The 13354-nt window shown below is 34.0% G+C and carries 11 protein-coding genes and 1 pseudogene; 4 read left to right on the top strand and 8 right to left on the bottom strand.

The window, feature by feature from the left end; all coding sequences use genetic code 11:
• Positions 1–309: 309 nt before the first annotated feature.
• The 7 genes and pseudogenes from ACTWQB_RS16040 to ACTWQB_RS16010 all read right to left on the bottom strand — a co-directional run.
• A complete protein-coding gene (locus ACTWQB_RS16040) occupies positions 310–1125 on the bottom strand; it encodes a ZIP family metal transporter (RefSeq protein ID WP_443140190.1) in 816 nt (271 codons plus the stop codon).
• A gap of 157 nt (positions 1126–1282) precedes the next feature.
• The gene (locus tag ACTWQB_RS16035) at positions 1283–2818 is read right to left on the bottom strand and encodes a Tn7-like element transposition protein TnsE (RefSeq protein ID WP_443140189.1); all 1536 of its coding nucleotides are present in this window, start codon (positions 2816–2818) and stop codon (positions 1283–1285) included.
• Positions 2799–4673, bottom strand: a complete 1875-nt coding sequence (locus ACTWQB_RS16030) for a TnsD family transposase (protein WP_443140188.1) — start codon at positions 4671–4673, stop codon at positions 2799–2801. Before ACTWQB_RS16030 ends, ACTWQB_RS16035 begins: the two co-directional genes overlap by 20 nt.
• Positions 4674–4685: 12 nt before the next feature.
• Positions 4686–6374, bottom strand: coding sequence for an ATP-binding protein (locus ACTWQB_RS16025; protein WP_443140187.1), 1689 nt, complete (start codon positions 6372–6374; stop codon positions 4686–4688).
• Entirely contained in the window at positions 6352–8508 is a 2157-nt protein-coding gene (locus tag ACTWQB_RS16020) for a Mu transposase C-terminal domain-containing protein (protein ID WP_443140186.1), read from the bottom strand. The genes ACTWQB_RS16025 and ACTWQB_RS16020 overlap by 23 nt, the downstream gene beginning before the upstream one ends.
• Positions 8505–9344 carry a TnsA endonuclease N-terminal domain-containing protein gene (locus ACTWQB_RS16015; RefSeq protein ID WP_443140185.1) on the bottom strand — a complete coding sequence of 280 codons (840 nt, stop codon included), beginning with the start codon at positions 9342–9344 and terminating at the stop codon, positions 8505–8507. The genes ACTWQB_RS16020 and ACTWQB_RS16015 overlap by 4 nt, the downstream gene beginning before the upstream one ends.
• A gap of 126 nt (positions 9345–9470) precedes the next feature.
• Positions 9471–9821: pseudogene (locus ACTWQB_RS16010) on the bottom strand (ATP-binding protein); the annotation flags it as partial.
• A gap of 40 nt (positions 9822–9861) precedes the next feature.
• Between ACTWQB_RS16010 and ACTWQB_RS16005 the strand changes: the two are divergent.
• The 4 genes from ACTWQB_RS16005 to ACTWQB_RS15990 all read left to right on the top strand — a co-directional run bounded on the left by ACTWQB_RS16005 (position 9862) and on the right by ACTWQB_RS15990 (position 13087).
• Positions 9862–10410, top strand: coding sequence for a hypothetical protein (locus ACTWQB_RS16005; RefSeq protein WP_443140184.1), 549 nt, complete (start codon positions 9862–9864; stop codon positions 10408–10410).
• A 137-nt stretch (positions 10411–10547) separates the two neighbouring features.
• A complete protein-coding gene (locus tag ACTWQB_RS16000; RefSeq protein WP_443140183.1) occupies positions 10548–11102 on the top strand; it encodes a site-specific integrase in 555 nt (184 codons plus the stop codon).
• A complete protein-coding gene (locus ACTWQB_RS15995) occupies positions 11095–12078 on the top strand; it encodes a tyrosine-type recombinase/integrase (RefSeq protein WP_443140182.1) in 984 nt (327 codons plus the stop codon). The genes ACTWQB_RS16000 and ACTWQB_RS15995 overlap by 8 nt, the downstream gene beginning before the upstream one ends.
• Positions 12065–13087 carry a tyrosine-type recombinase/integrase gene (locus ACTWQB_RS15990; RefSeq protein WP_443140181.1) on the top strand — a complete coding sequence of 341 codons (1023 nt, stop codon included), beginning with the start codon at positions 12065–12067 and terminating at the stop codon, positions 13085–13087. Before ACTWQB_RS15995 ends, ACTWQB_RS15990 begins: the two co-directional genes overlap by 14 nt.
• Before the next feature lie 58 nt (positions 13088–13145).
• On the opposite strand, the gene ACTWQB_RS15985 is transcribed toward ACTWQB_RS15990, so the two are convergent.
• Positions 13146–13354 (bottom strand): ATP-binding protein (locus tag ACTWQB_RS15985; RefSeq protein ID WP_443140180.1); only part of this gene is annotated, 209 nt, incomplete at its 5' end.

The raw sequence follows: 13354 nt of genomic DNA, 5'->3' as shown, positions 1-13354 counted from the left end.
CCAGCTATGGGGTTAGTAACTGAAGAAGAAAGTCACAGTCCGACCTGCAAGGTCGTTTATAATAAATAACTAGCTTAATTCTTACAAAAGGGTTTAGTGTCATTTACACAAAATTATTGACACTCCCTTGTATTTAACCATATTATTTTAACTAATTATAATATTAGTTATGTTATTTAGCTCTTACTACATTTGAGAATTTATATTGTTACAGAAATAAAATTAAAGTGTTGACAAACTGTGTGATTATTGTTTGATTTTTAAAAAAATAATAATTAACACAAATTATAATAATTGGAATTGCTGTATTTATCCAAGTGCTACATCTAATATCATCATTACAGTAAAACCAATCATTAGACTCATGGACGCTAAATCCTTATTCCCTTCTTCCTGAGAACCAGGTATAACTTCTTCTGCAACGACAAAGACCATAGCACCTGCAGCAAAACTTAGAGCATAAGGTAAAATAGGTTGAACAAAAGTGACAGCTAAAACCCCTATAATCGCTGCAATTGGCTCAACCATTCCTGAAAATTGACCATACATAAAACTTTTTCTTCTAGACATTCCTTCTCTTCTAAGTGGCATTGATACAGCAACTCCTTCAGGAAAGTTTTGTATTCCTATTCCTATTGCAAGTGCAATCGCCCCAGTAATAGAACTTGATGGTAATCCAGCTGCCACTGCACCAAAGGCTACTCCAATTGCTAGTCCTTCTGGTATATTGTGCAAGGTAATTGCAAAAACAAGAAGAGTACTTCGCTTTTTTTTGTTGGGTTTAATACCTTCAGCAGACTCAATTGAAGCATTAGGGTGTAAATGTGGGATAACTTTATCTATTCCCCATAGAAAAATCCCACCTAACATAAAACCTATTGCAGCAGGAATCCATGGAATAACTCCGTTTTCTTCAGCCATTTCTAGTGCAGGAGATAAAAGTGACCAAAAACTTGCTGCTATCATGACACCGCCAGCAAAACCTAACATACTGTCCATTAATTTTTGATTAAAACTTTTTGTTGTAAATACTAATGCTGCCCCCAGGGCTGTCATTCCCCAAGTAAAAAGTGTCCCAATTAAAGCTTGTAAGACAGGATCCAATGAAAGAAAATAATTAAACATAAAAATCACCTCATAATTATATATGATCATATATTCATAATTCGATTAAAAATACCTATTAAATTTTGTTATATATTATACCTAATATTTTAGTTTATATCTAGTCCTATTAATGCCATGTCTGATAAATTTTTCACGGTTTAAAACACTGAAACATTTACAAAAGTTTACCTAACAAAACCTTCGCTCTATGCCTTATATTTTTGTTGAAGTGTTTTGACTTAGATATTATTACTCCTTTTGTCTTAATGACATTTAATGATCGACTTGTCCAAGTTCCACTATCTTTTACTAGATTTAATAATAATTGATAGTAAATATTGTTCCAGTCCTGTTTTTTATATGAACTTAAAATGATTGTAGATAAAGACCGATATTCTCGTTCCACCTCTATAATACTGTACCTATAACCACTTGTCATATATACTTCTGCAATTACATAACTTCTTTTAGTAACACCATCACTAAGCTTTGTGAACTTTCGCTTTCCAATAGCCTCTGGTAATACATCATTAAATGCCCGAATTGCTTTCACTCTCGGAAATTGTTCCAAAATCTTTAAGACATTTATAAAATCTTGTAGCTCTCCTTGAGCTTTAATTTCATATAACATTAGATGTTCTAATCCTCTTGTCATTTGTTGACCGCCAATATCAGCCGTAGAACGAATCGAGTGATCATCACTATAGTATCTTCTTGTATTTTCATCCTCTTCCAATCGTTGTTTGACTGACCCACGTTTGATTCGTTTAACTCTAGGCACTGAAGTATATTCATGGCTCAATTGATTCATTTGGACGAAATCAAAATCCTCTGTGGATCCGTCTACTTGTTCATCTAATGTAAAACTTTGTTCGCTGCTACCGTTTTTATTTAAAGATTGATATGTATATTTTTTTGCTTCCTTCAACTTCTCAGTGTTTTGTATTTCTGGATGTGAAATAGAGATATTATCATACGGAATATACTTGTTTTTCACACTCACAATCTGTAAAACTGTCCATATATTATTATTCTCCTTTACACGAGCAGTTACAGTAATTGGTTGGGTGAATTTCCATTCAAACTTTAATGTCTGTTCTTGCAACCATGTGAATGCTAAACTTTCATATACTTGTCGCAAATCATTATTCGTTAATAACCAAATCAATTGATAAATAAAGGCTGTTTTTGTATATTTCAACTCATATAGTGATGAAAAGCTAAGATGAACCTTATTTGATTCGTATGTTTCCGTAAAATATTGAGGAAAAGAGTTCGACTCAAACAAGCGATATAAAAGAAAACCATTTGGTGCTAATATACTTCGTAACACTTCTATGACAGGTAAAATAACATTTTTTCCGTCAAATGAAAATATGAAGCTTCGAGAGGTTGCAGGGTCACTGCTTCCAAGGATGTTCCAATGCTTTTCAAAATACTTAACATTATTAGGAAATAAAGTAATATCTACTTCCTTCACACCTTGAGGAGGATGACTTGTAGTAATCACACCATCACTATAGTAATGTTGTATTGCCAAGCAAGGTAATGTCCCCCAGTCTAATAGTACTTTTTTTGTGACTTTCCTTGCCCGAAAATAGCAATTCAACATTATTTTATTATCATAACGAAAAGGATCCCCAATCCATATCAGTCCTGCTCTTTCTCCTTTTCTAAACGGCCATTTTACTTTAACTTGTTTTGCTTTCATGGTTATTCACATCCTGTTTCATGTGTATGTAAGCCTCTAAATGCGGTTTGATTTTATGAAAATGGTGCGTTTTAACAGCACCCAATCGTTGTAACTTCCACATTACAACAGGGTCCTTATTTTGCAACATTAGGTCTATAATTTTACAACAACGACGAATTTGAAATTGCTGAACAGATTCTGTAACTTTATTTAAAAGTTTCTTCGACTTTGGTAATTTATTTAAATTTTTTTCTAAGTTAGCTAATATACCTAAGCGTCTGCCGATAAGTGATTTAGTTATCCGAACGGGCTTTTCTAAAGCTAATAACGTTATGCATAGATGTTTTATTTCAATACAATAATCATTATCTCTAATAGACCAATTCACAATTTCAATATCACGTTTTTGTCTGCACTTTTCAGGCAAATGCTTAAACAACCATATCCTATCATATCGATACAAGTAAATATATTCCTTTTTAAAACGTTCTCTAATTCTCGTTCTTGAATCATTAGGGTATTTCTGTATCCCCTCTAACAATTGCTGTCTATACTTCTGTAACAACGGAGGAGTTACTTTACTCTCGATCTTTTCTTTTTGTCCGTCCATAGTAAGATATTTTTTCACAGTCTTAGCATTGACGCCAAGTTTTTTAGCTATTTCTCGTGTGCTTAGATTCTCATTATTTTTTGCTAAGGTATAAAGTTTTTCAAACCATATGTCTCCAAATGATTTTACACGACCAATGCGATATTTTTCCTCTTTTGATTTATCTGGCCCTTTTCGGGCATATATAAAGCCACAGGAACACTCAAACGTACCAATAGGATTTATTGACTTATAATCCCTTGTAATTTTTACATGTGGGATGACCAATTGTTTATAATGGTGAGCAGCCTTGTTTAAGCATGGCCACGGAGCTTTTCCGAATGGACCAACATCTTCTTCTACTAGGAAAAAATTCCCAATATCCTGATCGAGGAAGTACAAAAACAATAAATGTCGGAATGGATGAACATGACGCTTTGAATTGCGGGTCAACACTTTTAGCCAATTGTACTCATTTTCCTCATTTACTCCTGACTCATACTTTTCTAAAAACCCTTGAGGGAACTTTGCTTGAAAAGCTTCAAACAATTCCTTTTGTCTAACTCTATTTGATGCAGTAATTAAATTCTTTTCTCTCAGGAGTTTACGATATTTTTTAAAGACATCCTCACGTGAAAATGCTTCTAAATCAACATTTAAAAGCTGATAAACCATTTTTGACAGTACAACTTGAATATCAAGATCATAAGGGGACTCTACTTCCTGTAAAGTTGAACCAAAATCCATAAGTTTTTCATCAAACCGAATAAATTCAACTCTACTTTGTGTCGTTAAATCAATAGGGTATTTCTTCAACCGTAAGTAATGGTGAGAGCACAATTCTACCCCCTGAAGTTGATGTTCACGATGAACATACGGCTCACTGTATTTCTTAATATCCTCATCAGCGCATAACGGACAATAATACAATCCGTCTTTTTTACAGATACTACCAGCAATTATCCCTATCCTTGTATAAATTCCCTTACCATCACCTTGCACATCTTGTATAATTTCACGTTGTCTTTTTTTAGAAAGAAAAGGAGCATAAAAAGGATAAATTGTATGCATTGCTAACAGTTTTTCTACAGAATAATGATTCCCTATCTGTTGAGCCAATGTATTTAAATGACTACCAATCTCTACGCTAGGTATCACAGAACGACTTTTGAAAACTTCTTCCAACGTATCTTTTAAATCAATGTTCCCACTGTAAAAATGATAACGTGCTATAGAAGAGTAAATTAATTCTCCAGGGTATGGATCTGTAAAAAATGGTAGCATGTTAATGGCCTCCTAGTAGAATTCTTCCAAAGGATTTTTAATATAACCATTTAACTTTAATAAATCATGCGGATGTTGCTTGTTCTTTAATGCCTTCTCTCTCAATAATAGTAGTGGTAATACATTTTTATCATTATAAGTTTGTTTCTGATTCTGTTTCTTCTTTTGCTGATTTAATGCAATTGCCTTCTGAATCAGTTCTGATTTAAGATGGTTAATGTCCTTATCAAGTGGATTTTCTTCGACGATTTTTTGTGCTATTTTTTTAATATCTTGATCTTTCAATGTATCAAAAATACCAAGGGCTGCTACTTCAACATGTAAGTTTTCGATTGTATCTTGCTTTTTATATTTAATTGTATTTTGACGCTCTTTAAACACTTCTTGGATTCGTCCTGTAATTTCTGTATTTCTCTTATGATTGAGCATTACTTCATCCAAGTTAATCATGATATCTTCATATTTCATCATATCGTTAAGGTTGTTTGTACGAATTGCCTTCATCATAGGCTGAATCGTTTTCATATCTTCTTTTGCCGTCTTTTTTAACACTTGTGATGTAATGGTTTCATTTGGATTGTCCTCATCAAATAAAGCACGTTCTTGTGATAAAATAAACAAATTTACAGCAACAGCAGTGATCCCTTGACATTCATAGTAAAAAGTCTTTCTCATTTCTTCAGTAAGCTCGGAATAGGATTTTAAACACTGTAATTCCCAAAGTGTTTCTAAAAAAAACTCCCACTCTTCACTTTCCTCTGCCATACGATCCCAGATTATTGCCCCTTCACTTGCAGCACGTCTTGCCTGTCTGAAGTTCCCTTTGAATAACTTTTGAGCTTTAGAAGTGCCGATCAAAACGGTTGGAATACCAACTGTATTAGATAGCGTCACGAAAAAGTTCAACATTTCTTCCTTATCATTTTTTGAATGGAGTAGGTGTTGAATCTCATCAATGACGAGAACACCAATACCATACATGCTTGCTAATGATGTCATATGTAACAACATGGTTGATGTCACTCGGTTTAAGTAACCGAATTTTTCAAGGTACCGAGTCCCTAATAGATCATCAATCGCTTTAAAAAAACCTTTACATAAGGTAGACAAATTACCATCGTAAGGACAATCAATTTTCAGCCACACAATTTGGGTCCGATTAAATGGTTGCCCCTTATATTCTTCATGCTTGATTACCTGAGGGTACATGAGCAACAGACGTTCAATTGCTGTTGTTTTACCAATCCCCGAAATTCCAATAATGGATAAACTATCAGCAGTCGATCTAATGTAATTAAGTCGTTCATCAATAATTTTATGTGTCGCTTCTTCTTCACGCAATTCATGCAATACGCGAACACGCTCCAGAAATGTTGCATCCAGTGGGTTTCGTGCCAAATATCCTCTACGAATTAAAGTAGACAATCGACGCTCTACCCCAAAATGAATCGGTAAGGGTTGGATAAAATTTCTAACACGTTTTAATACGTGATAACGAATATTCGTTTCACTTAATTTATCTTGCTTACTAATTCGTGGAGTCACCATAAATCGATCCATCACATCGTCCTCACTGAATATCGACGGAAGAGCTTCGATGAATGGATTATTAGTATATTCATTTAAAGGTTGTTCCTTATAGAAGGCTTTCTCAAATTCCCCTTTTAAGACAACCGCGTCATTTGTTTTTTCCAAATTCATCATCTCGCTTCTTTTTTAATTTCTGCATTAGACGTGAGGATGATTTCTTAGGTAGTTTCTCATCTACCTTCTCTTTTGTTGCGAAGTTGATTACTTCAGCTGGTTCACTAACCTTATCAGGTGATAGATCAAATTTTTCGGATTCCCGATTCAATAACTTTTCAACGTCCTTGTTGTCACGAATAGAAGCTATTTTGGCTTTCTTACTCGTTGGTTGATTATAAGATTGCTTTTTGTTTTTCACAGCCTTTCTAATAATCTCTTCCAATGCAGAATCTGTATTTACTGTGAGTTGAATTTGACTTGTACGTTCTATATCTTCTAGTTCATTTCGAAGTTGTTGTTGGAATACAATTTCCTCCAAAAAATCATTTTTATATTGATCACTTGGTTCTAACAAAATACACGTTTCAAAATTCATTCCGTCATCGTGTGGAATATAAATTTTTTCAACATTTCGTGGATCATATACAATTTCTAAACTTCTATTTCTCATCTTCAAATACCAATGTTCTTCAATCGCCCTTTGAGAACCATATAAGAGATTCCTAAACTTAATGCCTGTCCTTGAAATTGTCGCATTTCCTCGAGGTAGCACGTTTAAGCGAAGAATATTTCTGTCAATTGTTCTTAGCCTTCCTTTACGATTTTGAATACCCCAATTCCATAAATTTATTGGCGTTGGTACCAATCCAGCTGCAACCATTTCTTTTTCAACAGGATATTTCTCAATGACTTTTTGGTTGTGATGTAGTGCCATTGTAATAATAAGAGACGTAAATTCCTTTAGGTTCAATGTCGCATTCAAGCGATAATCTTGATCTCCACGCTCTAGAAATTCCTTTTGAATTGCTCCAGGTGCTTTTTGCTTTACTTTCCCGTTAAATGTTCGAAATTTTCTTTCAACAATACCTTTTAAATCTCCACGGTAAGCAGTAGTATTCTCAATTTTAATATTGAGGTTATTAATAAGATTGTTTACCGAATATCCTTCAAACTCACCTCGATCAGCAATAATGATCTCAGGTAAATGATGTGTTGGCCATTGCTCAGGGGTTATATCGATACCATACTGTTTACAAAATTCTACCTTGTTTGCAACCATATTGTCTAAAGCCATCATCGCACTAACCCATGATGGGCCTTCTAGACCAACATATAGACCTGTGATAATACGTGAATACACATCCAATACCGCATAAATAACTGGTCGTCCAATTACTTTATTCACATTAAGCGAACTGACTAAATATATATCAGCAATAGTTGCGTCTATCTGGAATCTGGTCCCAGGGCCATTTGTTTCTGATTTAGAATTACTTAAAATGGGTCGATGTTTCAGCTCATACTCTTTCGTACTTTTACGAAACTGAATATCCTTTTTTGGGTCTTCTAGCTTTTTAAACCAGTAGTAAAACTGATGGTAAGAGGGAATTCGAGCAGCATCCCAAATACGATATTTCAGTTCACCATTCTCCTTATAGCGATCAGAATAGAAATCTCGTAGCATAAAATTATAGACATCTTTTAAAGAGTAGTTATTTTTTCTCCTGTAGTACTTGCTGATAACGTGTTCAATTTGAACCTTTATTTCCTCAGTAATATTAATTCCAGTTTGATATTCATTATTTATATTTACTTTTCTAGGTCTTCCAATTTTTTCTTTCGTTAAAACTTTCGTTTTTCCTTTACCACCTGAATTAGAGTAGTCGGGTAGCATAGAGTTTTTTGTCATCCCGCGCTGCCAATATCGACTGAGTAGCTTTTTTACTTTAGTAGGAGTTACATTTACAACTTCCGCAATTTCCTTTATCTTTTTCTCCCTGCCCTTTTTTTGGAGGAGTGAACTCATATGTACCAAACAGTGAGTTTGAATAGTCTCCCAATCATTTTCACGCTTTTGAATTTGCGTTTTTGTTAAATCCCTATCAATTACAACTCTTAAAAAGGGATCTGCTATAACTAATAACTCTTTTTGTTCGATATCTGTAACTAATGTTGAATAAAGTTCCTTTTTAGGCATAGATGTGTGTGCATCAATATCCACGATAAAAACATATGCTTCCTCTATTTCAACAACACGGATTCTTTTTGAATCCTTCGTATATTGAAGTACTTGATTAATATAAATCATCCATATTTCACCTTCTTTAGTCTACTTTCATCAAAGGATTTAATGTGAATCTGTTGCTCTAAATTTAGAGGCATAAGCATATCTATCACGATAATTTTCCGAGCAAGTAAATAATAAAAAAGTGTTACACCACTACCAAAAGGCAAATGAGTATCAGCATCAAATTCATTTGTAATGGTACGGATTTTAAGTTTGTTATTTAATAGCCTTTGCATTAGAGACAAGGATAGATCTTCTATATATTGCGAATCCATTTCACGGAATATATCATAATTTCGAATATCATAATAATCATGAATATAGCTAATGTTGCGTGTCATTATTTTAGGGATATACTCATCCGTAACAATCGCCCAATCAATATTTTTCCTACGCCAATACTCTCGTTCAATTTCGAACTTTTCAAGTACACGTTCTTTGAATAATTCATCTTTCATTTTAATTGTCCTAGCAACTTCAAACACCTCTTGCCCTTTATTTACCGTTAATAAAAAGTCAGTTGTCATAACAATTGGATCGCCTGTTTTTGGATCTGTGGGATGTTTTATTCCTAGCTCATCGGCAATGATAATCGTCTCTTCTTGCGGTAACAAAGGGTACTGTTCTCGAATATCCGATACAAAATCTGAAAATTCAGTTAAATAAAAGTAGTTTCGTTCCAAATCCGATAAAAACTCATGTTGTCTACCAGTCTTTATACCTTTTAATCTTGTTGATCGACCAAGAGAGGAAACATCTTGAATTTTTATCCACGGCTGATAATCTAACCCAACTCCAGTTCCACGACCTTCTTTAATCCATTTATCGACTTTAGATGTTCTTTTTCTTTTCGACACAAAAACACCCCTTTAGACTATCATATCCAAAGGGGAAATACGGTGCAACTTTTTTATAAACAGTATAACTTTATTTTAAACGGTACATCTTTTTTACATACAGTAAGACTTTATTTTAAATATACACCATTGGCTAAATTCTAAGTTTGAAGTAATGATCATACTTTTCTGTTCATACCAATCTGATATAAGCTGAAAGAGTAATTCTGCACCTTCTTTACTAAATGGAATATAGCCCATTTCATCTAATATAATTAGATCTACCTTTTTAAATCGGTTTCTAAAGTTTTGTGATTTGCCCTCTTGCCATGCCTTTTCTAATTGATCCACTAGGTCTGATACTCTAAAGAACCGAACCTCATATCCGTTTCGACAAGCTTGTCTTCCTAGTCCTGTGGCTAAATGTGTCTTTCCATTATGGAAAGAAATAAGGATATATGCACTATTAGAGTGAAATGTATGTTTATTTCTTTCCATAATACCTCAAAATAGATTTATTAAATCTAGGAGGTGTAAAATGGAAACTCGATTACCAATTGATGAATTAGTTTCTAAAGTTTTATCCGAATTAGAACGGCTAAATTATGCATATAACACTATTTGTGGATATCGCGCTTTTTACAAAAGAGTTATTGCATTTGCCAAAGAAAAGAATGAAATCTATTTTACTGAAGTATTGGGAAGAGAATTTTTAAAGGAAAAGTATGAATGTACAATTGATTACTATAAGGAAACCATGCCTCAGGGGAACAAAGACCACATTAGAAGAATAAGGGTTTTGGGCGACTACCAGCTCCATGGTGTAATTATCCGAAGGATTGTTAAAAAGAAAGGTTATGTTAAGCCACCACAGTTCGAAAAGGAACTTGTTGCCTATGAAAAGGAATGTGAAAATAACGAGTATTCAAAAAGAGGCATGCGTACACGTATGCAACGTTTGTTCTTTTTCATAGATTACCTTGATTCCAGAAATGTACAGAAATCAAATGATATTACACCAGCAATAATATCCGACTATGTAAAGACAATTTACAAGAATCACGAAAAAGTATTGCATCTATTTTAACAACGCTAAGAGTATATTTGAGATTTCTCTATTTTAACCAATATACGGATGAGAATCTATCTTTAAAAGTTCCAAAACAGAATAGGTATTATTATCCGGCAGTTCCTTCTGTCTGGAATAAAGAAGATGTTATACGTTTGCTGAATAATATTGATAGGGGTAATCCAACTGGAAAAAGAGATTATGCGATCCTAATTCTAGTTGCGAAGCTTGGAATAAGGGTTGGAGATATCAAGTCTTTGCAGTTATCAGATTTAAATTGGCAGTCAAAAACCATAGAAGTAAGGCAAAATAAAACAAAGAATACCGTAACATATCCTATTTTAAAGGATATAGGGTGGGCATTGATTGATTATCTAAAAAATGGACGGCCTGTTAGTGATGCTCCTTTTGTTTTTATACGGATGAATGCACCCTATGAGGCCTTTGGTAAAGACGCTAACCTTCATAATATTATTACGAAATATACTAGACTTTCTGGTATTACTGTTCCTCATGGTAATAGGCAAGGATTACATTCACTTCGTCATACTCTTGCGAGTACATTGCTTGAACAGGGAACACCATTGCCAGTAATCTCTGAAGTCCTTGGACATTTTAATTCTAAATCAACTAGTGTCTATCTGCATACAGTAATGGAAGATTTAAGGAAATGTGCCATTGATCCAGAGGAGGTGCTTAAGAATGTCTAATAGTGCCATTGTGTTTCAAAGCATTCTTGGTAAACTGATTGCTGGATACATTGAAGAAAAGAAAGCTGTTGGCTATAAGTATAAAAAAAGTTCTTCTCTTTTGAAGCAATTTGATACTTTGGTTGCAAATGAAAATCTATTAGAAATGAAGCTTCCGAAGGAACTGGTACTAATTTGGACAGAAAAAAGATCAAATGAAACTGTCAGTACAAGAAACGGAAGGATCTCAATCATACGTGGACTTGCAACATATATGGTGCGTCTTGGTTACGAGGCATACATTTTTCCAGCTGCCTTTATTTCAATCGACAGATATTCTTATGCTCCATATATCTTTTCAGAAATAGAGTTAAAAAACATTTTTTCCGTATGTGACAATTACCCTATTTCAGATGTTTCCCCCCACAGACATCTAATTCTCCCTCTTCTATTTCGTATATTATATGCATGTGGCCTACGGATTTCAGAAGCATTAAGTTTGACTCTAAAAGATATTGACTTAAATCAAGGAGTCTTACTTATTAGGGATACGAAATTTGGAAAAGAACGAAAAGTTCCAATGTCGGAAACCTTAACAAGGCGTTGTCGTTTGTATGTAGAAAAAATTCATCACATAGAATCCAGTAATACTTTTTTATTTCCCTCTCCTTTCGGAGGACGTTATAAGGAAAGTACGATATATAATTTATTTAGGGACGTTCTATGGAAGGGTGGTATTTCCCATAGTGGAAAGGGACCAAGACTCCATGATCTTAGGCATACCTTTGCAGTCCACTGCTTGAAAAAATGGGTCATAAATGAAGAAGATATTACGAATCTCCTTCCATACCTTTCTGCATTTTTAGGGCATGTTGATTTAAGAGGTACACAACATTACTTAAGGCTGACTGCTGATTTATATCCAAAAATCATAGTTTCAGTTGAACAGAACTTTTCAATTTTAATACCGGAGGTGTCGTTTGATGAAACAGACTGATTTTGCCAGGACACTCACACGGTTCCTTTCTGATTATCTTCCAAACCAACGTAATGTTAGTACCAATACAATAAAGTCTTATCGAGATACTTTTAAACAAGTGCTAATGTATTATGATTCAAAAGTAAAAATTAAACCAGAGCACCTTACATTTGAAAAAATAAAAGCAGAAAACATTAAAGACTTCCTCTTTTGGCTTGAAAAGACGCGTAACGTAGGCATTAATACACGTAATCAAAGGCTAGCAGCGATTCACAGTTTTTACCGTTATACTCAGTCAGAACATCCTGAACTATTACTAGAATGCCAAAGAATATTAGGAATACCCTTTAAAAAGAGAGAACAAAAAACGGTTGAGTTTCTCTCACAGGAATGTCTAAAAAGTATATTAAAACAACCAGATACTAGCAGGAAAAAAGATCGCCGCGATTTAGCCCTAATGGCTACTCTTTATGATACAGGTGCAAGGGTGCAAGAATTAATTGATATCAAAATTAGAGATGTTAGACTTACTAAGCCAGCCACTATCATCTTGACAGGTAAAGGTAATAAACGTAGAAGTGTACCCATTATGGAAAAGACAAAAGATCAATTGGAGAATTACATGAAAGAAAATGGTTTATTGGAAAACGGAAAGCAAGATAATCCTCTATTTTATAACAGTAATTACCGTCCATTTACAAGGCCTGGCATAACATACATTTTAGAAAAATATTTAAAAAAGGCTAAAGCAAGTCATCCGGATGTTCTGTTTTCTGGTAAACTTCATCCTCATATGATCAGGCATACAAAAGCAATGCATTTATTAGAGGCAGGAGTTAATCTGATTTATATAAGAGATTTATTAGGACATGTAAATGTTACTACAACAGAAATATATTTAAGAGCAAACACGGAAACCAAAAGAAGGGCATTAGAAACTGCATATATGGAGGTTGTAACACAAGATATCCCCGTTTGGGATGAGGATACAGATTTAATCAAGTGGTTACAAGATTTTTGTAGGTAAGTATTTTTAAATATTATGGAAAGATATTTCTTGATCTAAGGTTGAATTACAAATTTGTTTAAGAATATCTTTCCATAAACAATTTCTTTCGATAATTGCCAGTACCCGGTGCACCTGTTAATATGACATTCTCAAAACGATTGATGAAATTTAGAGCTAGTAATTCTTCTTTTTCCAAGTGGGGTGGTAAATGAACATGACTTCCCCACTGGTAGGTATTCAGCTCTTTTGAATATAAAAACTTCGCTTTCTTTAATAACCGATCAG

Origin of the sequence: Piscibacillus sp. B03, assembly GCF_052246295.1 — a bacterium.
Lineage (GTDB): Bacteria > Bacillota > Bacilli > Bacillales > Alkalibacillaceae > Piscibacillus.
This window is presented reverse-complemented; position numbering and strand designations above follow the sequence as displayed.